The sequence below is a fragment of the Nocardia huaxiensis genome (genome assembly GCF_013744875.1).
In the GTDB taxonomy this organism is placed as follows: domain Bacteria; phylum Actinomycetota; class Actinomycetes; order Mycobacteriales; family Mycobacteriaceae; genus Nocardia; species Nocardia huaxiensis.
Genome location: NZ_CP059399.1, coordinates 5,970,504 through 5,990,421, shown reverse-complemented (window position 1 = coordinate 5,990,421; position 19,918 = coordinate 5,970,504). Strand labels below are relative to the sequence as shown.

The following is a 19,918-nucleotide window of genomic DNA, read 5'->3' as shown; positions in this document are numbered from 1 at the left end:
ATCTTCGGTGGGGGCGCACCACGCGGCGCGATGCGGAATTCAGTCGATTATCTTGGGGCCGAGGGCGATCCACGGTTCCCCTCGCCGCGCCGACTACGCAGCCTGCTGGCCGGTATCACCGACCTGATCCTGATCTTCGGCATTGTCGCCGCAGCCCTCTGGGGCCTGATCAACAGATCCGGACCCGACCAGACGCCCTCGATATTCAGTGCCTACGCACTCCTGCTGTTGCTGGCATTCGTCCAGTACTTCCTGCTCCCGAGCCTTCTCGGCGCCAGCCTCGGCCAGCTGATGTGCGGCCTGACCCTCATCCGCTGCACCGACGCCTCCCGCCCCACCCTTCGCGACATCGCCCGCGCCACATTGCGCAACTCGACAAGGGCCTTCCGCATCCGCGGCATCCACGCCCTCGCACCCCATCTCGTCGTCGTCCGCCGCCGCGACCTTCGCATCGCCACCGCCTCCGGCTCGAGCGGGCACACGGCTGCCTACGAGCATTAGGATCGCGAACGTGGACACGGCTGGGTTGTCGCCTCGGGTGCTGGTTATCGGCTTGGATCCGCGGCGGGTTCCCGGGCCCTGGGATCCGGAGCCGGTGGTTGCGGCGATCGAGGCGGGGATCGCGCGGTTCGCCGAGCACGGGGTGGGGGTGGAGACGTGTTTGTTCGGGCTCGATGGCAGCGATGACGTGGGGGCGGTTGTGGCTGCTGCGGCGGGGGCCCGGGCGTGGGAGTGCGTGGTGATCGGCGGCGGGGTGCGAGGCGACGAGCAACTGTTGTTGTTCGAAGAGATCGTGAACGTGGTGCGGCGGTGTGCGCCGGGGGCCGCGATCGCATTCAACCGCACGCCGGGCGATACGTTCGAGGCGGCGGCTCGGTGGCTCGAGATTCCGGGGCGGTCAGCAGCGAACCCGGCTGATGAGAGTGCTCAGTTGTTCGGCGGCGGACGGCATTTCGGCGATATCCCGGCCCACGGCCACGGCGGCGGTGCGGAACCGCGAGTCGTCGAGTAGCCGAGCGGTCGCGTCGGCGATAGCGGACGCGGTGACCGCCTCCGGCGCGAGACTCAGTGCTGCGCCGGTACGGACCGCGGCCGCGGCGTTGAGGAAGTTGTCGGCGCCCTGCGGCAGGATCAGCTGGGGCAGGGCGTGCGCGAAGGCGGCGAACATGGTTCCGGCTCCGCCGTGGTGGATGACGGCGCGGCATCGGGGGAGCAGCGCGTCATGCGGAACATATTCGGCGATGTGCACCCGAGGTGGCTGCTCGCCGAGGATTCGCGGATCGAGTCCGGGGCCGAGGGTCAGCACCACATCGATATCCAATTCCCGCAACCCGCGCAGGCATTCGCGCAGGAGGTGCGGTGCGTCGTGGAATACGGTGCCGAGCGTCAGGTGCACGACGCCATCGGGGAGCGCGAGCTCCGGCCCGGGACCGGATACGACCGCCGGTCGCAGCGCGAGACTGTCGGCGAATGCGGGGGTGGCGCCCGGAATGCGCAGGCTCGCCGGACACAGGTCGAGGTAGGTGCTGTCGAACAGGGCCGTCGCGGATATCGTTGCGCCCCAGCGATCGATGCTGGGCCGACTGGCGTCCTCGAGCAGAACACGCTGGGGCGCAACGGGAGTCAGCCCGAGGCCGTGGACGACGCGAGGGATTCCGAGGGCTGCGGCGACGACCGGCGCCGCGAACTCCACGGGCCCGTGGACGACCAGATGCGGCTGCCACCGTCGCATGAGCGGGCCGAGCTGTTGGACGCGCTGCGCCGAGGCGGCGCCGAACAGCGCGTGGATATCGGCGGCCATCTGCTCGGCGGGTGCGATGCCGTCGATGCCGGGATGCGCGGCCAGGCGCAGCGCCCTGGCCTGCGCGAAGGTCGGGCCGACCGCCCACGTGCCCAGGCCGTGGTCGCGCAGTCGGCGCGCGTGATCGGGTCCCGTGGCGACCACGACCTCGTGTCCGGCTTCGAGCGCGGCGGTGGCCAAGGGCAGCATCGGGGTGAGGTGGCCGTGCGCGGGGTGCCCGCTGAACAGGATTCTCATGCCGGCCCACCCGGCGACGACGGGGCCGGCTCGCGTTGTGCGCCAAGGCGGGTGCGCGTGATGACGGTCCCGGCGAGGGCCGCCAGCGGTGTCATGAGCACCGCGTACACCGCGGCCGGCACCGCGATGCGAGGGCTGTCGAGGACGCTGACGGCCAGCGTGATCGCGACGGCGCTGTTGTGGATGCCGATCTCCATCGACGAGGCGATCGCCTGCGGTGCGGCGATGCCGAAGCCGCGCGGCACGAGGTATCCGATGCCGAGGCTGAGCACACAGAACAGCGCGGCGACAGCGCCGACGTCGAGGAAGTATCCGCCCAGCGCGGAGCGGTCGGCGAGCATGGCCGCGAACACGAGAGTCGCCAGGATCCCGATCGAGGCGATGCGGACCGGACGATCCATGGTGGCCGCGAAACCCGGTGCGCGTCGGCGCACCCACATCCCGATCAGCACGGGCACGAGCACGATCGCGATCACCTGCATGGTCTTGCCGAACTGCAAGCCCAGTTCGGCGGCCTGGTCGTGGGCGAAGCGGTCGATCGCCAGGTTGGTCACCAGCGGCACCGTGACCACACACAGCAGTGAATTGACCGCGGTCAGCGTGACATTGAGCGCCACATCGCCCCGGAACAGATGGCTGAACAGATTCGCGGTCGCGCCGCCGGGGGAGGCGGCGAGCAGCATCATGCCCACCGCGAGCAACGGTGGCAGATCGAACAGTCCCACCAGGACGAAAGCCACCGCGGGCAATACCAGCACCTGGCAGGTCAACGCGATGGCGACGGCCTTCGGGGCGCGGGTGACGCGGGCGAAATCGGCCACGGTGAGCGAGAGCCCGAGCCCGAACATGATCACGGCCAGTGCCGGTGGCAGTGCCGTGGAGACTACGGAGGAATTCATGGATCACCGATCATCGAGAAGGTGTCGTTGCATGAATCTCACCTGGGGCTCGAATCCGGACAGGCGGGCCTCTGCGGTGTCGAAGATCGGGATATCGGTGAATCCCAGTGTGAGATAGAGGTTATTCGCTTCGGTCATGAACCTGGCGGTTTCCAGTCGCGCGGTCCGGTATCCGAGGGCGGTCGCGTCTGTAAGCAGCTGTTCGAGCATGGTCCGGGCGATGCCGGCGCGCCGGGCGGCGGGGCGTACATAGGTGCGTTTGATCTCGGCGACGGTGGCGTCGATCGGTTCGAGCGCGCAGAGGCCGACCGCGTCGCCGCCGGTGTACGCGACCAGCAGCCGCCCGCGTGGCCCGAGCAGGTCGGGCAGCTTCGCGCGAAAGGCGTGCTGGTGACGCTCCACCACGGCGGCGTGGTCGTCGAATTCCACACCACGCGTGGCCATTTCATCCACTACCCAGCGCACGTACTCGTCCAGCAGCGGTTCGATGACCCGATGGACGAGCGCGGCCGGAGCGGTCAGCGCCACAATGTCGAAGTCGGTCATGCCGGTCTCGCGGTCAGACCCGCGCGGCGCGGCGTGCTCGCTTCGTGGCCCGGTGACAGCGCAGCAGGAAGCCGGGGGTGGGCGGAATCCAGCCGAGCTGCACAGCCATGCCCTGGTCGTCGCGAACCGCCCAGTGTTCGAGGACCAGTCCGTCGGCGATCCGCTGGAAGTGGACCTGTCGAATGGTGAAGGTCCTGCCGGTCGGCGCGAACGCCCGCTCGACGCTGCCGTCCGGGGTCCAGACGACGAAGTCACCCGTGTGGCGACCCGAGAGCGTCCCATAGGTGACGACGAGCTCGCCCTCGACGACCTCACGCTCGGTGGTCCAGGCGAGCTCGCTGAACGCCGCGCGCAGCCATTCCCCGGTCGCGTGGAAAGCCGTCGGCCCGGCGCCGCGAGTCGCAGGCGGCTCGGCGCTGGCCTCCCGATTGACGGCGCCGGTATGGACGAGCGTCGCGAGGTCGGCAACGGTTCCCGCGAGGACAGCGTGAATCGCGCGTTCGGCGAGATCGGCCATATCGATCCGCGAAACAGTGGTGGACATGGCCGAACCTTTCGATGCAGTGAACTGTAATTAATGAATACAGTAGGCTGTACCCAAATGCCGCGCAACCCCCTACCGACCCGGAGATCAGGTGGCCTACGACAACAGCGCCCGCACCGCATCGGCGCGAGCGACGCGAGCACGGGTGCTCACCGCAGGGCGTACGTCATTCGTGAAGCACGGGTTCACCGGCACCACCATCAGGCACATCGCCGAGGAGGCCGGGGTATCGCAGGAGACGATCTACAAAGCCTTCGGCGGCAAAGCCGGACTCCTGAAAGCGGTGTACGACACCATGCTGGTCGGCGACGACGAACAGGTGCCGCTCGCGCAGCGGCCGGAGGCGCAGGCGGTGGTCGCCGCCCCTGGTCCCGTCGAGGCCATGACCGCCTATGCCGAACTGGCCCAGATGATCTCAGCGCGGGTCGATCCGCTGCTGCGGGTGCTGCTGGCCTCGCGCGACACCGACGCCGCGCTGTCGTCCTTCGCCCGCACAATCGATGAGGAACGCCGGGCCGGAAGCGTCATGTGGGTTCGGCACTGGCGCGACGCGGGCTGGCTGCGCGAGGGCCTCGAGGTGGACAAGGCCGCCGACATCCTCTGCGCACTGAACTCCAACGAGCCCCGCTGGTTCCTCCAGGACCGAGGCTGGACCGCCGACGAGATCACCGCATGGCTGGCCGACACCCTGTGCCACGCCCTGCTCCGGTGACGCGGGAGGCTGCTCGCGCCGGGAACTGGGATAGCTGAAGTCACCAGGTCCAGTGCGGGACCTCGCGGAGGGGGTGGAGGTCTTCGTCGGATTCGGCGTGGGAGTTCTGCTGGGCTACCTGGGCTCCGAATTCGACGTGTTCGCGGATGGCGGAGCGGAACTTCTCGTCTTCGGGGAGGCCGGCCTCGTCGAGGGCGGAGAGGTAGACGTCGACGAAGCGCCGGCGTTGTTCGTCGGTGATTTTCAGGCCGCGGTGGACGTCGATGATGTGGGCGAAGCCCAGTTCTCGGGTGAAACGGGCTGGGCCGCCGAAGGATTCGGCGGTGAACCAGGTGAGGTGGTCGACGTGGGTGGGGACGCGGGCGGGGAAGAGGGGGCGCAGGACGGGGTCGGCGAGGGCCTTGTCGTAGAAGATCTCCTCCAGGCGGTGCAGGGCTTCGGTGCCGCCGGCGAACTCGAACAGACTCACCATGGCTCGACTCGTTCCTGAGTTGCGATGATCGGTGCCGTTTCAGGCTAACCTCGGACCGCCACAGGGGGTCCGGAAACCGTCGAGTCAGGCTCGGGAAGGGGCGTCACGCATGGGGATCGACCGGTTGGTTGCGAAGTTCGAGGCGGTGGACACCACGGCCATCTGTGATGCGGACAAGTCGATTCGGGTGATGGACAGTGCGATTCGGCCGCGCTCGGCCCAAACCCGCATCCTCGGACCGGCATTCACGGTGCGCTGCCGCGGAGACTTCTTCGGCGTGCTGCGGGCCATCGAGGAAGCCGAACCCGGAGCGGTCATCGTGGTCGACGGCGGCGGTGCGGAACTGGCTTATGCCGGTGAGCTTTTCGCGCGCGGCGCCCTGGTGCGCGGGCTCGCGGGCATCATCGTCGACGGCGGATACCGGGATATCGGCTATGTGCGGGACTGCCCGCTGCCGATCTACAGCCGCTTCGTCACTCCCATGGCGGGCGCCACCGCCGCACCGGGCGAGCTCCGAATTCCGGTGACCTGCGGCGGTATTCGAGTGGATCCGGGTGATCTCATCCTGGCCGACGACGAGGGGATCATCGTGCTCGACCCCGAACAGGCCGACCGCCTGCTCGATGCGGCTGCGGCCGTCAAGACAGCGGAGGCCGCGCTCGTGGCACGACTGAACGCGGGGCAGTCGCTGAGTGCTGGCTTGAATGTTGCCGCCCACGCGGCGGCCCTGGGCAAGGGCGAGCCCTCCAGGCTGCGGTTCCTGGATTGACAGCGACGGTGCACCCGCTCCGATTCGGCTTCGATTCGGGCCTCAGGGCGATACCGTATTCATTGTGAGCACGTCGCCCAAGGGTTTCGATCCACGAAAATCCACCTCGGCGCGGGTGCTGAACCACTTGCTGGGCGGTAAGGACGCCTTCGGCGTGGACCAGAAACTCGCGGACGACATGATGTCGCTCGCCCCGGACACCAAGACGATGGCGTGGTTCAGCCGCCAGTTCCTGACGGGTTCGGCGCGCCTGGCGGCGCAGAACGGGGTGCGGCAGTTCCTGGACATGGGCGCGGGCATGCCGATCGAACCGACCGTGCACGACACGGTGCAGGCCATCCACCCCGATGGCCGCGTCGCCTATGTCGATCACGATCCGGTGGTGGTAACCCACTGGGAGGGACTGTATTCCGGCATTCCGGGCGTCGCCGCGATCCTGGGTGACCTCTGCGACCCCGACGCCATCCTGGACGAGGCACAGGAACGCGCCCTCGTGAATTTCGCTGAGCCCGTGGCAGTGCTGCTGGTTGGAGTGCTGCCCTTCATCGCCGACGCCGACGACCCCGCCTGGATCGTGTCCCGGCTGCGCGATCGCATGGCGCCGGGCAGCTATATCGCGATCACCCAGAGTTCCCTCACCAGCGATCCCGAATTCATTCGGCAGGTCACCGCCGCCACCAGCGTCTCCGCCCACCCGATCGTCTGGCGGTCGGCCGAGCAGGTTTCCGAGTTCCTGGCGGGCTTCGAGGTGCTGGAGCCGGGGGTGACGACCATTCAGGATTGGCTCGCCCCCGACCTACCGCAAACCGGTCTGGTGACCTACGGCGTCATCGGACGGAAGCCCGGCTCCAGCTAGCGCTGGCCTCCTCGGCCATCCCGCGGTTCTCCGAGAGCGCCACATTGTGGCCGGAGCCCGGCACCACCACCGCCTGCAACCCGGCCTGCGGCGAATAGTAGGCCGCTTCGAGCGCGTGCACGGCGGCGGCCGAGGAACAGTCCGCGGCCCCGGTGCCACACAGCAGAAAGTCGTTCTGCCCCTGGATGATCAACACCGGCACCTCGATGGCGCGCGTGAGATCGGTGGTGGCGTAGGTGAACGCGCCCGCGAACTCCGCCATCGGCGTCGCGTCCTTGTGCGCTTCGTCCCAGGCGACGATGCCCGAGCCCGCGTCGCCCGGGTTGTAGAACAGCTGTGCGCGGCTGCCTCCGGCGGTGGTCAGATATCCGGCGTCGAGGTTCGCGTCGCGGAACTGCGGATCGAGGAAGGCCGGCCGGAAGTTGGTTCCGGCGGTGAGCACTCCGGTGTGCAGCGGCACCACGTGCAGCATGCCGGTGATGATCACCCCCGCCAGATCGCGGTAGGTCACCGCCTCCTGCCAGGCGACAATGGACCCCACCGAATGCCCGACGCCGATGACCGGGCCGAACGCGGTCTCCCCGATGCTGCCCGACTTCAACGCCCGCACGATCTGATGCACCACCAGTGCGTCGTCCTGCACGCTGAGGTCGACACTCGGCGGGCGCGAGCTCTGTCCCTGCCCGATCCGATCGATGGCGAAGGTGGGAATTCCCTTGGCCGCCATACTGCGGGCGTAGGAGTACGAGCCATTGTCGTAGTCCGGGTTCCAATAGGAATGGCTGTAGTACGCCCCGTGCAGCAGCAACTGCACGGTCTGCCCGTCCACCAGATCAGCGGCCCGCGCACATAATTCGCCCCATACCTGGAAGGACTTCGGCGCCCCGGCCTCCAGCGCCACCGGGATCGACGGGTAGGCCCGGCATTCCACCGTCGACGCCGCCGCGACGGGTGCGGGAATCAGCAGGACACTGGTGAGGAGTGCGAGCGCCGCGGCGGCGACGCCGGTGAACAACCCGCCCACTGTGGTTTTCATATGCTCGAGCACCTTCCGCTTCCCGAACCGTCGTGGTGAGATCTCTCCTCGGCCAAGGCTTTCAGCGCCGCCACCGATAGGCGGAACTTTTCCTCCGACCCGTACCGCCCCATGCCGCATTCGGTGGAGATGCCGAAGGGATGGTCGATGACCTGCGCCGCGGCCTGCGCGCGCTGCCGGGCTCCGGCCACGCCGTCCTGATGATGCACCAGGCCCAGGAAAAGTTCGGTGTCCGCGTCGAAATCGACTGTGGCCAAGGACCGGAAATGCTCGGGCGTGCGCCATTCGAGGGGCACCGACAGGTGCACGAAATCGATCGGCCGCGACACCCGCGCGTGCAGGCCGGACCAGATTTCCGCCAGCCCGGAGGTGTCCGGGGCGCTGGGATGGGCGAAGGTTTCCGAATTGCCGTAGCACAGGTGGTATCCCAGCTCGATATCGCTGGGGATCCAATCGCCCAGGGCCACCATCGATTCCAGCAGTCGCGCCTTGGTGTGCAGGGGGTTGGGCATCATGCCCTCCCAGCTGACGACCTCGACGGGCACATCCCATTGGATCGCCAGCTCGCTGTGCGGCAGCGCATCGAGTATCTCGTGCACGGACTCGCGCAGCCGCGCGGTGTAGGCGGGCAGCACATCCAGCTGCGATTCAGGGGCCACGAAGATGGCGACCGGCGTCAATGGACTGGGAATGGGGAAGAGGAATTTCGCGTCGCCCGGCAGCACCTGGTCGAGTTTGGCCTGCCGGAAGGCGTCGAAGGAGGCGCGGGCGGCGTCCGCATAGCCGAACCGTTCGAACCGCACATCCGCGGGTGCGGTGTCGTCGCGCAGGCGCGCGCAGGTCAGTGGAATCATCTGTCCGGGAACGGGCTCCGCGGGTTCGAACGCCGGATTGTCGGCGAAGCACGGCCGCTGGGTGAAGATGAATCCCGCGCGGACCCCGGTTTCATCCGGAACCCGGTGCACGTGGTTCCCGAACTCGGCTCCGATCCACTGGAACGCGTCTCGGGTTCGCTCGAAGGGAAGACTGCCGCAGAGGTGCACGCCAGGGAGAGCGGAGTGCTTCTCAGTCACAGTGGTGGACCTTGGACATCACGAGCGAACCTTCCGAACGAACGTGCGGTTCCTATGATCGAGATCACGTTAACAGACCTGCCCTATGGCGCGGCGCTGAGTTCGCCGAGTTCGGCCTCCTCGGGCGGCGCGGGCCGCAGGGCCCGCTGCGCGAACGCGCCGATCGCGCCGATGGCGTACCGGGCCTCCGGCAGCACGTCCGAACAGGCCGGGAAGACGTGCACACAGCGGTCCCAGATCTGCACGGTGCACTGCACGTGGGCTTCGTCGCAGCGGCGCGCCAGCTGTTCCACATCGGCCAGCAGCACCTCGGTGGAGCCGACCTGGATCAATACCGGTGGGAGAGTGGTGAAATCGTGATTCACCGGCGACCAGCGCGGGTCCACCGCGCCATCGGGTGCGAATCCCCAGCGCACCGGGACCGCGAGCGCCTGCGCCGACAACGCCGGATCGCGGCCGTTGTTGAGGTGCGCCAGCCGCGCGCCGGAATCGTAATCGGCCCAGGGCGACAGGGCGATGATGCCGCCTCCCGGTACCGGCAACCCCACGTCGCGGGAGGTGAGCGCGACCGCGAACGCCAGCCCCGCCCCGGTCGAATCTCCGGCCAGCAGAATGCGTTCCGGTGCGAAACCGCGGTCGAGCAGATGCCGGTAGGCGGTGAGCCCGTCCTCGACGGCATCGATGAGATGGGCCCTCGGCAGCTGCCGGTAGGCCACATTGAGCACCGGCGCCTCGGCGCTGCGGGCGATCTTGGCCACCAACCGGCGATGGGTGTTCAGCCCGCAGGAGACGAACGCGCCGCCGTGGAACCAGACGATCACGGAGTCGTGCGTCCCGGGATCGGGACATAGTGCGTGCCACACCCATTCGGCGCGGAACCGCTCGAACTCCACGCCGCGACGGTGAGTGCCCAGTGGCGTCGGGATGAGCCGGGCCGCCCATTCCAGGCGAGTGCCGATGGCCAGCAGTGGTTTCGGGACATGCAGCAGATTGGCCAGTGCCACCGCCACATTCAGGCTCGGCCGCACGGTCGCGGCGAACAGCGCGTGGGTCAGCCGCATGGACAGGCTCGCGGGTCCGAACCAGCGCACCGTCACCGTCGACGCCTCCCCGCGCGTTTCGGTGGCCAGCGCGAACAGGCGCGCCACGCCCCGGTGCCGGGTGACCGGCAGCACCGGCAATCCCATGTCCTGGAACGATTTCGAGAACCCGGTGGGTGCAGGACGGCTGGTCAGGAAGGCCAGGCCGGTGATCCCGGCCAGGAAGAAGGCGAAGACGAAGGAACCGAGAATGAACCAGAACGGCGCCAGCTCGATCGCCCATACTCCGAGCAGCTCCGAAAGGCGCTGCGACCATCCGGGTTCGAAATAGGGGAGGGGAGCGGCGAATTCGGTGGCATCGCGAAAGACGAGCAGGGGCGCGGCCCGGCCGTCCAGCGCGAACGACCCGAGCAGTAGATCGCCGTCGGCGGTGAATGTCACTGCCTCACCGCTGATTTCGGCAGGGATGGGTATCGGGATCGGCGGCGCGGCGGTCACCGCGTCGGCCGCGTTCGCGCCGGACATGGGGAACAGATAGAGGAATTCGGCGGTCCGCAGGGCTGCCACGGTGCCCTCGGCATTGACCGCGCCACCGAGGACGACCTCCGCGAACGGACTCGCCCCGCGCGTCGACAGGTCCACCTCGCCGATCGGCCACAGCGTCAGATCCTCGGTCAGCGTATCCAGCGATGGGTGCCCGCGCGGCGCGAAAAGTACAGTGCGCCCGCTGGATTCGGTGGTCACGACGACAGGCCGCCCGGTGGATTCGACGAGTACGGCGCTCACATGCCGTTCGGCGAGATCGGCACCCAATGGCAGCCGGTACGCCGCGCTCACCCCGGTGCGCGTATTCAGTCGCGTCAATGTCACCGCGTCGGCGCGCCGATTGACGCCGCCGTCCGCCAGCCACAGATGCGGGCTGCCGCCGGGGGTGCGCCCGGCGACGGCTTCGGTATCGGCTGTCGCGTCGGGTAGATCCAGCCACCGGCGCACGCCGCAATCGGGGAGATTCACCTCGGCAATCCGCACGCCGGCCGCCGTGGTGACAGTGGCGTACACGGTGCCGCCGACAGTCGCCAAACCGGTGATGCCAACCAGTTCTTCAGGCGTGCAGAGGGTTTCGAAGGACCGCACCTCGACGGCCGGCTCCGGCTGCGCGGCGCCGGGCGCTGCCGTGAGCATGAGCGCGGCGAGCAGCGCGAGCACGATTCCAGCCTGCTTACCGGCCACCCGAGCCCCTCGAGCTAGCGAGACAACTGACGGCTCAGGCTGTCTCGGACAGCCCGAGTGTCAAGCAGTCTACGCATCGGCGGGGTGCTCGGAGGCCGATCATGATGTGCCGGGCGAGATCTGAAAATCTCCTGGCGGACCGGGTGTCCGGCCGCGGAGTCCGATGGTCAGCACGGTTGCAGGGGGAAGCACGCGGGCGGAATGGTGGTCCTGGGAATGGTCGGGTCCGTCGTCGCGGTCGGAGCGATCTGCCGGACCGATGTTCCGGGCCGCGGATCCGGCTGCCGCTCGTCGACACTGCTGCCGCCGCCGACACAGGTGACAGCCAGCGCGAGAACCAAAGCCAGCAAGACCAGCCCGGCGAGAATCATCAGGTCGGGCCGGCGCCTGCGCGCAGGACGCACCCCCGGTCGCTGATCCGGCCAGACCGGGAAGCCGGGGGCCCCGGGCTGTGGCTGTCCGGCGGCCGGGTTCGCGTACGCACCGGCCTGCGGACCTGCGGCAGGACTCGACGGGCGGCCACCGAAGAAGCCGGTGCGACCACCGGATTCGGGTCCAGGGGCAGGGGCCGACGAGCGACCGCCGAACATGCCGGTGCGCCCGCCGGATTCCGGGCCCGCGACGGGTGAGGACGGACGTCCCCCGAGCCAGCCGCCGCGCCCGCTCGATTCGGTATCGGACGATTCGGGCGTACGGCCGCCGAATAGGCCGGAGCGACGGCCGGTTTCAGGAGCTGGGGCCGGTGGTGCGCCTGCCGCCGAACCCTGCTGCGGCTCAGCGGTTCCCGTGACCGCCCGATAGGCGGCTGCGGCCGCCGCCGCGGCGCCTGCCCCCGCCACGGCCGCGCCGGCGGCGGACGGTCGCCCGGAGCCAGGTGAACCTTGTCGCGCGGCGGGCTGATCACGAGTGGGGCGGTCGGATCCCGCTGCGCCGGAGCGGGAACCGCTGTCGGCTTCCGGTGCGCCGGTCACCGAGACCCCGCCCTGCCCCGCGACTCCGGGGCCGGACGCCGCGCGCCCGGACTCGGCGTCCCGCTCACCCGTGGGTGCGCTGCTGCCCGCCGTCTCGGTGGTATCGCTCGGGCCGGGCGACTGCACGGGCACCGACGGCACCACCACTGTCGGCGCGACCGACATCGGTGGCGGCGCGCTCCGCGCCGACTCCGGCGGCGGGAACCCCTCCGCAATCAGATCGGAATAGCTTGCCGCCGCCGCGAATCCGAGCGCGCCGAGCGACTGCCCGACCTGCGCCGCATCCCACGACGGCTCCGCGCCCTCGGACAAGGTCTTGAAATACGCGCGCAGCGACGAGGGGCCATCGCCAATGAGCACATCGATTCCCGGTGGCAGCGCACCCTTTTCGAGCCGTACCCGGCTGCCGAGCTGCGGCACCAGCAAGACGAGGCCGCTCACCGGCACCTGTTCCCGTCCGGGTGCGGCGCGCAACTGATGCGCGAGATCGACGGTCTGCTGCCGCACGCGTTCGAGTGGATTGGCGTCCCCGTCCATCGGCGCGGGTTCGCCGTCGACCATCCAGGGTTCGTCCTGTGCGCAGGTGAGCGTGCCGTTGACGCGTTCGGTGAACCCGTGCACCCCCACCACCACACAGGTCTGAGGCGTCCACACCACCACGTCGGCGTCCTGGCACTGCACCACCGCGATGCCGGGCACGGCGTGCGGCCCGCTCCACGATTTGAGCCAGTTGACAACGGTGCGCTCGGTGCTCGACAGCCGCGACGGGTCGTCGTTGCGGACCTTCACCAACATCCCGAACCACCCTCTGACCGATAGCCTCTACCTGCCGGCCGCCCGAACGGTCGCCGCGACCACCTTACGGTGTTGCCATTATCGGTCGCGGCGAATCGTCTTGCGCGGCAGCAAGATCATTGTCCATGGTGCGGGAGCTATCGCATCCGGGGCGGGCCTACTCGCGGGTTATCGTCGCAGGAAACCGACATATCCGTCAGGACGGATGACCACGCGGGTGCCCTCGGCGGCCCCGTAGGCACGGTGCGCATGCCCGTCCGGGTCGGCGAATTCACCCAGCTGGACGGCACTCCCAGGCTCGGTGATCGTGACGATTCGGGCAGGTGTGGCGCCGGTGGCCGCGAGACCGGCGAGTTCCGCGGCGGCGCTGCGGTCGCCCCCGAATGCGAGGATCGTCGCGTGCGGTCCGCCGCGCAGCAGCTCGTGCAGGCGCACCGTGCCCCCCGCGCCATCGCGCAGCGGCGCGTCGGGCGCGCGGTCGCCCGCGTGCAGCGCGTCCACCGGGCCGGCCGGATGCTGCGCCGGCAGATTCCAGTAGCTCAGATCGAGCTGATGGCGGCAGTGGCGGCATGCGAAACCGTCCATGGGCGAATCCGGTTCGGCGAACCAGTAGCCGAAATCATGATCGAGGTCACCACCGGCCTCCTGCAGGCCGTGGACGGGGGCAGCGTCGAACTGACCGACGCCGAAGCCGTGGAAACCCTCGCCCGTTTCGTCTACCGCGACCTCGACTGACCTGTATCACCCAGCGGTGCAAGGGATTCGGCACCGCCGCGCCCTCAGGGGAGCAGGACTATCGAGCCGGTGGTCTTGCGGGATTCGAGATCGCGGTGGGCCTGCTCGGCCTCGGAGAGAGGGAAGGCGGCGCCGATGCGGATGTGCAGGGTGCCCGCGGCGATGGCGTTGAGGATATCGGTTGCGCGCCAGAGGAGTTCGGCCCGGTCACGGGTGTAGTGGACCAGGGTGGGGCGGGTGACGAAAAGCGAGCCCGCGGTGCTCAGGCGTTGCAGGTCGAAGGGCGGGACGGGGCCGCTGGCGCCGCCGAAGAGGGCGAGCATGCCGCGGACGCGGAGGGCGGCGAGACTGGATTCGAAGGTGGTGGCGCCCACGCCGTCGTAGGCCGCGGCCGCACCTGCGCCGCCGGTGAGTTCCTTGACGCGGGCGGGGATGTCGTCGGTGTAGCGGAGGACCTCGAAGGCGCCGGCGTCGCGGGAGAGCTTTTCCTTGTCGTCGGTGGAGACGGTGGTGATCACTCGGACGTCACGGGCGGCGAGCAGCTGGGTGAGGATCAGGCCCACGCCGCCCGCGCCGGCGTGAACCAGGACGGCCTCGCCGGGCTCGGGCTTGTAGATCGACTCGATCAGGTAGTGGGCGGTCATGCCCTGCAACAGGATCGAGGCCGCGACGGGCGCTTCCACACCGGCGGGAACGGGGATGGCCACGGCGGCGGGGACCACGACCTTTTCGGCGTAGCTGCCGGGAGCCGCCGCCCAGGCGATGCGGTCACCTACGGCGAAATCTGTTACCCCGGAACCTACTTCGGTGATCACGCCGGTGCCCTCGGAACCGGGAACGTAGGGGACCGACTGCGGGTAGCGGCCGGTGCGGATGTAGGTGTCGATGAAGTTGACGCCGATGGCCTCGGTTTCGACGAGGAGCTGGCCGGGGCCGACCTGCGGGTCGGGAACCTCCGTGTAGTGGAGGACTTCGGGACCGCCGTGTTCGGAAACCTGGATGGCGCGCATGGTCTCTGTTGTACACCCGCCGGGACTGTGAGGTGTGCGGCGGATCGTGGACTCCGATTTACCCGTGAGTAAACTCCAGGGCATGAGCGCTACCGCCGCCCCGGCATCCGTGAAGCTGTCGCCGTCCGTCGTCGATTCCGTGAAGGGTTTCGTCGCCGATCACGGTGGTTCGGCCACCGCGGTGCTGCAGCAGATCGGTCGTATCGGCGTCCGTGTCACCCTGGTCGGCGCCGACGGCGTCCTGGGCGACCGCGTCGTGGACGATATGGAATCCGCCAAGGCACTGGTCGAGACCGTCAATGGCCTGACCGAGGCCGACGAGTGGGATCGTGAGCTGATCTCGAAGGTGACCCCGGCCAAGGGCCACTGGGCCAAGATGGCCGGCTGGGTCGCCGGGCAGAAGAAATACCCCAAGGCGCGCAACGAGAAGTAGTCGCCGACGCCCCGGCTCGACGGTCCCCTGGAACCGCCGTCGCGGCGCTGCGGTGATACTGGACAGCGTGGACGACAACCAGAGGACGCCGTGTCGGGGCGCGTGACGAAGCAGGCGCAGCTGCGCTCGGCGCTGACCACGCTGTGCGCGCAATTGCGACCGGGGGAGATGCTGCCCAGTGAACGGCAGCTGTGCGACGACTACCGCGTCAGTCGCATGACGGTGCGAGAAGTGCTGGGGCAGTTGGAATCCGAGGGTGTCATCACCCGGATTCCGGGCAAGGGCACCTTCGTCGCCGAGCGCGTGGCCCGCTCACGACTGCACATGGCCTCGTTCAGCGAGGATATGCGGCGGCTGGGGCGCACGCCGAGCACCGTGGTGCTGCACACCGATCACACTGTGCCGCCGCCCGCTTCGAGCGCGGCCCTGGGCTTGAGTGCGAATCAGAAGGCGTACCACCTGGTTCGGCTGCGGCTGGCCGACGGCCTGCCGATCTCCATCGACGACGGCTGGTATCGCGCCGATCTGCTGCCGGGCCTGCTGGATCTGGATCTGACGCAGTCGCTGTACTCGCTGCTGGCCGCGAAGTTCGATGTGGCCATCGATCGCGCCGATCAGACCGTGCGCGCCGTGGCCGCCGATGAGCGTCACGCGGGCTGGCTCGGCACCGATTCCGGTTCTCCGCTACTGGCTTTCGACCGCATGTCCTATTCGAAGGACACCTGCGTGGAGCACTGCCAGTCCTGGTACCGCGCCGACCGATACCAGGTCTACATGACGGTATCGGCCGGCGACGGCAGCCAGAACGACTAGATCGAGAAGAGGACCGCGCCGGTCTCGACCGACCCGGTGGCCGGCTGCAGAGCGGCCCCGGGTTCGGTGTCCATCACCACCACCGGCACCGCGGCCGACAGGCCCAGGCGGCGAACGGCATTGGGGGAGAACACGATCAGCGGTTCGCCGGCGTTCACGTGATCGCCCTCGGCGGCCTTGACCTCGAACAGGTCCGGCTTGCCGACCGTGTCGATGCCCAGGTGCAGCAGCACCCCCACCCCCGCCTCGGAGACGATGACGGCGGCATGCGGATGCAACTTCACGATGCTGCCCGAAATGGGCGCTACGACTGTTGTTTGCTCATCGGTGTCCAGCGGTTCGATCGCGACCCCGGAACCCACCATTTCGGCGGAGAAGACCGGGTCGGGAACCTCGGACAGCGGCATGGCGCGGCCGGGCAGCGGCGCCAGGATCTCGGTGCTCATCGATGGACTCAGAGCAGATCGTTGATGTCTTCGGCCAGCGCGTCGGCGGTCGGGCCGACCACGACCTGAACGGCGTTACCCGCCTTGACAACACCGTGCGCGCCCGCGGCCTTGAGTGCCTTCTCGTCCACCTTGGCGGAGTCCTTGATCTCGACACGCAGGCGCGTAATGCAGCCTTCGACCTCGATAATGTTGTCCGTGCCACCCAGGCCCGCGACTATCTGATCGACTTTTGACATGATTCCTCCGTACGAGTCGAGTGGACAAAACTGGTTATAACCAGTATATCTCTGGTTATAACCAGTCACCTTACCTGTCGGTGACGCCTTTCACAGACTGAGGACGACCGCTATGGCCGACGCAGCCCAGAGCGTACGCAAGAAGATCGACCTGTCCGGACTGCAGAAGCTCGGCCGCAGCTTGATGCTGCCGATTGCCACGCTACCCGCTGCTGGCTTGTTGCTACGGCTCGGACAGGACGACATGCTCGGCCGCTGGTCGGCGACCAAAACGGTGGCCGACATTCTGGCCGGAGCCGGCGGCGCCCTGCTCGATCCCTACAATCTCGGACTGCTATTCGCCGTCGGCATCGCGATCGGCTGGGCCAAGAAGGCCGACGGCTCGACCGCACTGGCCGCCGTCGTCGGCTATCTCGCAATCGGCGGCGTCTTCAAGGCCATGTCCCCGGTGGTGCTGGAGGGCAAGGTCGATGCCAAGGGCGGGCAGCTGATGATCAGCTACGGCGTGCTGGCCGGCATCGTCATGGGCCTCACCGCCGCAATGCTCTGGCAGCGCTTCCACCGCACACAGCTGCCCGACTACCTGGGATTCTTCTCGGGCCGCCGCCTGGTGCCGATTCTGACCGCCTGTGCCGCAGTCGTTCTCGGCGTCCTCATGGCGCTCATCTATCCCGCCTTCAACTCCGCCCTGACCTCGCTCGGCAATGCGGTGGCGGACAACTCGGTGGTGGGCGGCGGCGTCTTCGGCTTCGCCAACCGCATGCTGCTGCCCCTGGGCCTGCACCACATCCTGAACTCCGTGGTGTGGTTCGTGATCGGCGACTACACCGTCGACGGCCAGACCTACCACGGCGACATCAGCATGTTCCTGCACGGCGATCCGAACGCGGGCACCTTCATGACCGGCTTCTTCCCGATCATGATGTTCGGCCTGCCCGCCGCGGCCCTGGCCATCTGGCGCAATGCCAAGCCGGAGAACAAGAAGATGGTCGGCGGCATCATGCTGTCCACCGCGCTGACCGCCTTCGTCACCGGCATCACCGAACCCCTGGAATTCGCCTTCATCTTCGTGGCCTGGCCGCTGCTGCTCATCCACGCGCTCTTTACCGGATCCGCACTGGCACTGACCAATTGGCTCGGCATCCACGACGGATTCACCTTCTCCGCCGGCGGCATCGACTATCTACTGAACTTCGGTAAGGCGACCCATCCGCTGCTGCTGATCCCGATCGGGCTCGGCTACGCGGTCCTGTACTACGTGACCTTCAGCTTCATCATCAAGCGCTGGAACCTGCCGACCCCCGGCCGGGAACCGGAAGCCGACGAAATCGAGAAGGAGAACACCGCACAATGATCACCCGCACCGCCGTCGTGGCTTCCAGGACCGGACTGCACGCCCGTCCCGCCGCCCTGTTCGCCAAGGCCGCCGCCGAATCGCCGGTCCCCGTGACCATTTCGATCGACGGCAAGCCGGGTGTGGCCGCCGGCAGCCTGCTGCAGGTGATGACCCTGGGTGTGCAGCAGGGCGACACCGTCACCCTGTCCGCCGAGGACGGCGCCGAGGCCGTGCTCGACAAGCTGGTGTCCCTGCTGGAGACCGATCTTGACGCGTGAGGTGCGCGGCGTCGCCGCCGCTCCCGGAGTGGCGCTCGCAGCGGTGAAGTGGCTGGCGGCAGCGCCGGTCACCAGCCCCGACGACACCCCCGGCAGCGATGTCGACGTCGAAATCGCCCGTGCGGAAGCCGCATTCGAGACCGTCGCCGGTCGCTACGCCGCGCAGGCGAGCGAGGCGACGGGACCGGCGGCCGACATTCTGTTCATGACTTCGGCGCTGGCCGCCGATCCGGCGCTGCTGGATCAGGTGCGTGTGGGCATCCGGGCCGGCGGCCCCACCGCGCATTCGGTCACCGAGGCCGTGGCGCATTTCGCCGAACAGCTGGCCGCGCTCGGCGGCATGATGGCCGAACGCGCCTCGGACCTGCGGGATGTGGGCCAGCGTGTGGTGGCCGAGCTGCTGGGCGTGGATCCGCCCGGAATCCCGGAGAGCGCAACGCCTTTCGTCTTGGCGGCGCAGGACCTGGCGCCCGCCGACACCGTCACGCTGGATCCGGCGCGGGTGGTCGGATTGCTCACCGTGGCGGGCGGTCCCACCTCGCACACCGCGATTCTGGCCAAGGCGCTGGGTATTCCGGCCGTCGTGGCCTGTCCGGGCGCGGTGGAGATCGCCGAGGGCACCGAGGTGGTGCTCGATGGCACCAGTGGCACAGTGGAAATCGCACCGGACGCGAAGCGTCGCGAGGAAGTGCTTGCCCTGCGCGCACGGCAGGCAGACGCCCCGTCCGGTCCGGGCCGCACCGCAGACGGTCACGCGGTCCCGCTGCTCGCCAATGTCGGCAGTGTGGCGGACGCCCGGCTGGCGGTGGAGCTCGGCGCCGAGGGTGTCGGCCTGTTCCGCACGGAATTCCTTTTCCTGGGCCGGAATTCGGCGCCCAGCATCGAGGATCAGACGCAGCAGTACGCGGAGATCTTCGCGGCGCTGGGCGACCGCCCGATCACGGTGCGGACCCTGGATGCCGGATCCGACAAGCCGCTGCCGTTCCTGAACCTGCCGGACGAGGAGAACCCCGCGCTGGGTGTGCGCGGTCTGCGGTTGCGCAATGTTCATGAGGGGACATTGCTCGACCAGCTCACCGCGATTCGGCTCGCCCAGCAGTCGACCGGGGCCACGGTGAAGGTGATGGCCCCCATGGTCGCGACCGTGGAGGAGGCGCGCTACTTCGCCGCCAAGGCCCGTGAGGCCGGACTAGACACCCGCGGCATCATGGTCGAAATCCCGGCCGCGGCAATCCGTTCCGCGTATCTGGGGGCGGAGGTGGATTTCTTCTCCATCGGCACCAATGACCTGTCGCAGTATCTGTTCGGCGCGGACCGCATGTCGTCGTCGCTGGCGGCGCTGCACGATCCGTGGCAGCCCGCACTGGCGGCCACGATTGCCGCGGTCGTGCACGGGGCGACCGCGAACGGCGTCAAGGTCGGGGTGTGCGGTGAATCCGCCTCGCATCCCGAATTCGCCTGTGTGCTGGTCGGTCTCGGCGTCGAGACACTGTCCATGGCCCCGCGCTCGCTGGCGGGTGTGCGTGCCGCGCTGGCCGGCGTGACGCTCGCGCAATGCCGTGCCGCCGCCGACGCCGTCCTGACGGCCGGCACCGCCGAGGAGGCCGCGCGGGCGGCTCGCACCGCTCTGGGGCGAGCCAGTTGAGA

22 protein-coding genes are annotated in these 19,918 nt (G+C 68.6%); 9 read left to right on the top strand and 13 right to left on the bottom strand.

Features of this window, described 5'->3' with window-relative positions; all coding sequences use genetic code 11:
- Positions 1-30: 30 nt before the first annotated feature.
- A complete protein-coding gene (locus H0264_RS27130; protein ID WP_181580178.1) occupies positions 31-501 on the top strand; it encodes an RDD family protein in 471 nt (156 codons plus the stop codon).
- Between the two features lie 397 nt (positions 502-898).
- Here H0264_RS27130 and H0264_RS27125 read toward each other — a convergent pair whose 3' ends face one another.
- The 4 genes from H0264_RS27125 to H0264_RS27110 are packed head-to-tail and all read right to left on the bottom strand — an operon-like array spanning position 899 to position 4,027.
- Entirely contained in the window at positions 899-2,038 is a 1,140-nt protein-coding gene (locus H0264_RS27125) for a glycosyltransferase (protein WP_181580177.1), read from the bottom strand.
- On the bottom strand, positions 2,035-2,937 hold the full coding sequence (locus tag H0264_RS27120; protein WP_181580176.1) for a bile acid:sodium symporter family protein: 903 nt from the start codon (positions 2,935-2,937) through the stop codon (positions 2,035-2,037). The genes H0264_RS27125 and H0264_RS27120 overlap by 4 nt, the downstream gene beginning before the upstream one ends.
- 3 nt (positions 2,938-2,940) lie before the next feature.
- Positions 2,941-3,483 (bottom strand): GNAT family N-acetyltransferase, encoded by a 543-nt coding sequence (locus H0264_RS27115; protein ID WP_181580175.1) that lies wholly within the window; start codon positions 3,481-3,483, stop codon positions 2,941-2,943.
- A gap of 13 nt (positions 3,484-3,496) precedes the next feature.
- On the bottom strand, positions 3,497-4,027 hold the full coding sequence (locus H0264_RS27110) for an ester cyclase (RefSeq protein ID WP_181580174.1): 531 nt from the start codon (positions 4,025-4,027) through the stop codon (positions 3,497-3,499).
- Between the two features lie 91 nt (positions 4,028-4,118).
- Here H0264_RS27110 and H0264_RS27105 point away from each other — a divergent pair, with 91 nt between their 5' ends.
- Positions 4,119-4,739, top strand: coding sequence for a TetR/AcrR family transcriptional regulator (locus H0264_RS27105; RefSeq protein ID WP_181580173.1), 621 nt, complete (start codon positions 4,119-4,121; stop codon positions 4,737-4,739).
- A gap of 40 nt (positions 4,740-4,779) precedes the next feature.
- Here H0264_RS27105 and H0264_RS27100 read toward each other — a convergent pair whose 3' ends face one another.
- Positions 4,780-5,211 (bottom strand): group II truncated hemoglobin, encoded by a 432-nt coding sequence (locus H0264_RS27100; protein WP_181580172.1) that lies wholly within the window; start codon positions 5,209-5,211, stop codon positions 4,780-4,782.
- A gap of 109 nt (positions 5,212-5,320) precedes the next feature.
- On the opposite strand from H0264_RS27100, the gene H0264_RS27095 reads away from it, so the two are divergent.
- On the top strand, positions 5,321-5,980 hold the full coding sequence (locus H0264_RS27095) for an RraA family protein (protein WP_181580171.1): 660 nt from the start codon (positions 5,321-5,323) through the stop codon (positions 5,978-5,980).
- A gap of 64 nt (positions 5,981-6,044) precedes the next feature.
- Positions 6,045-6,836, top strand: a complete 792-nt coding sequence (locus tag H0264_RS27090) for an SAM-dependent methyltransferase (RefSeq protein ID WP_181580170.1) — start codon at positions 6,045-6,047, stop codon at positions 6,834-6,836.
- On the opposite strand, the gene H0264_RS27085 is transcribed toward H0264_RS27090, so the two are convergent.
- The 6 genes from H0264_RS27085 to H0264_RS27060 all read right to left on the bottom strand — a co-directional run bounded on the left by H0264_RS27085 (position 6,808) and on the right by H0264_RS27060 (position 14,726).
- Complete coding sequence (locus H0264_RS27085; protein ID WP_181580169.1) at positions 6,808-7,872, bottom strand: alpha/beta hydrolase; 1,065 nt, start codon at positions 7,870-7,872, stop codon at positions 6,808-6,810. The genes H0264_RS27090 and H0264_RS27085 overlap by 29 nt on opposite strands.
- Complete coding sequence (locus H0264_RS27080; protein WP_181580168.1) at positions 7,869-8,945, bottom strand: hypothetical protein; 1,077 nt, start codon at positions 8,943-8,945, stop codon at positions 7,869-7,871. Before H0264_RS27080 ends, H0264_RS27085 begins: the two co-directional genes overlap by 4 nt.
- A gap of 83 nt (positions 8,946-9,028) precedes the next feature.
- Positions 9,029-11,215 (bottom strand): alpha/beta hydrolase fold domain-containing protein, encoded by a 2,187-nt coding sequence (locus tag H0264_RS38780; RefSeq protein WP_244975955.1) that lies wholly within the window; start codon positions 11,213-11,215, stop codon positions 9,029-9,031.
- Between the two features lie 167 nt (positions 11,216-11,382).
- Positions 11,383-12,981 (bottom strand): hypothetical protein, encoded by a 1,599-nt coding sequence (locus H0264_RS27070; protein WP_181580167.1) that lies wholly within the window; start codon positions 12,979-12,981, stop codon positions 11,383-11,385.
- Between the two features lie 168 nt (positions 12,982-13,149).
- Positions 13,150-13,566 (bottom strand): aromatic-ring hydroxylase C-terminal domain-containing protein, encoded by a 417-nt coding sequence (locus H0264_RS27065; protein ID WP_181580166.1) that lies wholly within the window; start codon positions 13,564-13,566, stop codon positions 13,150-13,152.
- 194 nt (positions 13,567-13,760) lie between these two features.
- Positions 13,761-14,726 carry a quinone oxidoreductase family protein gene (locus tag H0264_RS27060; protein WP_181580165.1) on the bottom strand — a complete coding sequence of 322 codons (966 nt, stop codon included), beginning with the start codon at positions 14,724-14,726 and terminating at the stop codon, positions 13,761-13,763.
- 82 nt (positions 14,727-14,808) lie between these two features.
- Here H0264_RS27060 and H0264_RS27055 point away from each other — a divergent pair, with 82 nt between their 5' ends.
- Together H0264_RS27055 and H0264_RS27050 are read left to right on the top strand one after the other, a co-directional pair.
- Positions 14,809-15,159, top strand: a complete 351-nt coding sequence (locus tag H0264_RS27055; protein ID WP_181580164.1) for a hypothetical protein — start codon at positions 14,809-14,811, stop codon at positions 15,157-15,159.
- Positions 15,160-15,261: 102 nt separating this feature from the next.
- On the top strand, positions 15,262-15,972 hold the full coding sequence (locus tag H0264_RS27050; protein ID WP_231085147.1) for a GntR family transcriptional regulator: 711 nt from the start codon (positions 15,262-15,264) through the stop codon (positions 15,970-15,972).
- Here the strand turns inward: H0264_RS27050 and H0264_RS27045 are convergent.
- Together H0264_RS27045 and H0264_RS27040 are read right to left on the bottom strand one after the other, a co-directional pair.
- The gene (locus H0264_RS27045; protein WP_181580163.1) at positions 15,969-16,418 is read right to left on the bottom strand and encodes a PTS sugar transporter subunit IIA; all 450 of its coding nucleotides are present in this window, start codon (positions 16,416-16,418) and stop codon (positions 15,969-15,971) included. The genes H0264_RS27050 and H0264_RS27045 overlap by 4 nt on opposite strands.
- 8 nt (positions 16,419-16,426) lie before the next feature.
- Positions 16,427-16,657: a PTS sugar transporter subunit IIB gene (locus H0264_RS27040; RefSeq protein WP_181580162.1), complete on the bottom strand. Its 231-nt coding sequence runs from the start codon at positions 16,655-16,657 to the stop codon at positions 16,427-16,429.
- Positions 16,658-16,769: 112 nt separating this feature from the next.
- On the opposite strand from H0264_RS27040, the gene H0264_RS27035 reads away from it, so the two are divergent.
- The 3 genes from H0264_RS27035 to ptsP are packed head-to-tail and all read left to right on the top strand — an operon-like array spanning position 16,770 to position 19,916.
- Entirely contained in the window at positions 16,770-18,011 is a 1,242-nt protein-coding gene (locus tag H0264_RS27035; RefSeq protein WP_181580161.1) for a PTS transporter subunit EIIC, read from the top strand.
- Positions 18,008-18,271, top strand: coding sequence for an HPr family phosphocarrier protein (locus H0264_RS27030; protein ID WP_181580160.1), 264 nt, complete (start codon positions 18,008-18,010; stop codon positions 18,269-18,271). Before H0264_RS27035 ends, H0264_RS27030 begins: the two co-directional genes overlap by 4 nt.
- Positions 18,261-19,916 (top strand): phosphoenolpyruvate--protein phosphotransferase, encoded by a 1,656-nt coding sequence (ptsP, locus tag H0264_RS27025; protein WP_181580159.1) that lies wholly within the window; start codon positions 18,261-18,263, stop codon positions 19,914-19,916. The genes H0264_RS27030 and ptsP overlap by 11 nt, the downstream gene beginning before the upstream one ends.
- Positions 19,917-19,918 lie beyond the last annotated feature (2 nt).

Bases quoted from the DNA above. Each gene is read 5' to 3' on its own strand.
- H0264_RS27040 (WP_181580162.1), bottom strand. From the start codon at position 16,657: ATGTCAAAAGTCGATCAGATAGTCGCGGGCCTGGGTGGCACGGACAAC.
- H0264_RS27045 (WP_181580163.1), bottom strand. From the start codon at position 16,418: ATGAGCACCGAGATCCTGGCGCCGCTGCCCGGCCGCGCCATGCCGCTG.
- H0264_RS27095 (WP_181580171.1), top strand. From the start codon at position 5,321: ATGGGGATCGACCGGTTGGTTGCGAAGTTCGAGGCGGTGGACACCACG.
- H0264_RS27030 (WP_181580160.1), top strand. From the start codon at position 18,008: ATGATCACCCGCACCGCCGTCGTGGCTTCCAGGACCGGACTGCACGCC.
- H0264_RS27115 (WP_181580175.1), bottom strand. From the start codon at position 3,483: ATGACCGACTTCGACATTGTGGCGCTGACCGCTCCGGCCGCGCTCGTC.
- H0264_RS27060 (WP_181580165.1), bottom strand. From the start codon at position 14,726: ATGCGCGCCATCCAGGTTTCCGAACACGGCGGTCCCGAAGTCCTCCAC.
- H0264_RS27110 (WP_181580174.1), bottom strand. From the start codon at position 4,027: ATGTCCACCACTGTTTCGCGGATCGATATGGCCGATCTCGCCGAACGC.
- H0264_RS27125 (WP_181580177.1), bottom strand. From the start codon at position 2,038: ATGAGAATCCTGTTCAGCGGGCACCCCGCGCACGGCCACCTCACCCCG.
- H0264_RS27100 (WP_181580172.1), bottom strand. From the start codon at position 5,211: ATGGTGAGTCTGTTCGAGTTCGCCGGCGGCACCGAAGCCCTGCACCGC.
- H0264_RS27120 (WP_181580176.1), bottom strand. From the start codon at position 2,937: ATGAATTCCTCCGTAGTCTCCACGGCACTGCCACCGGCACTGGCCGTG.
- H0264_RS27070 (WP_181580167.1), bottom strand. From the start codon at position 12,981: ATGTTGGTGAAGGTCCGCAACGACGACCCGTCGCGGCTGTCGAGCACC.
- H0264_RS27055 (WP_181580164.1), top strand. From the start codon at position 14,809: ATGAGCGCTACCGCCGCCCCGGCATCCGTGAAGCTGTCGCCGTCCGTC.
- H0264_RS27085 (WP_181580169.1), bottom strand. From the start codon at position 7,872: ATGAAAACCACAGTGGGCGGGTTGTTCACCGGCGTCGCCGCCGCGGCG.
- H0264_RS27035 (WP_181580161.1), top strand. From the start codon at position 16,770: ATGGCCGACGCAGCCCAGAGCGTACGCAAGAAGATCGACCTGTCCGGA.
- H0264_RS27130 (WP_181580178.1), top strand. From the start codon at position 31: ATGCGGAATTCAGTCGATTATCTTGGGGCCGAGGGCGATCCACGGTTC.
- H0264_RS27065 (WP_181580166.1), bottom strand. From the start codon at position 13,566: ATGGACGGTTTCGCATGCCGCCACTGCCGCCATCAGCTCGATCTGAGC.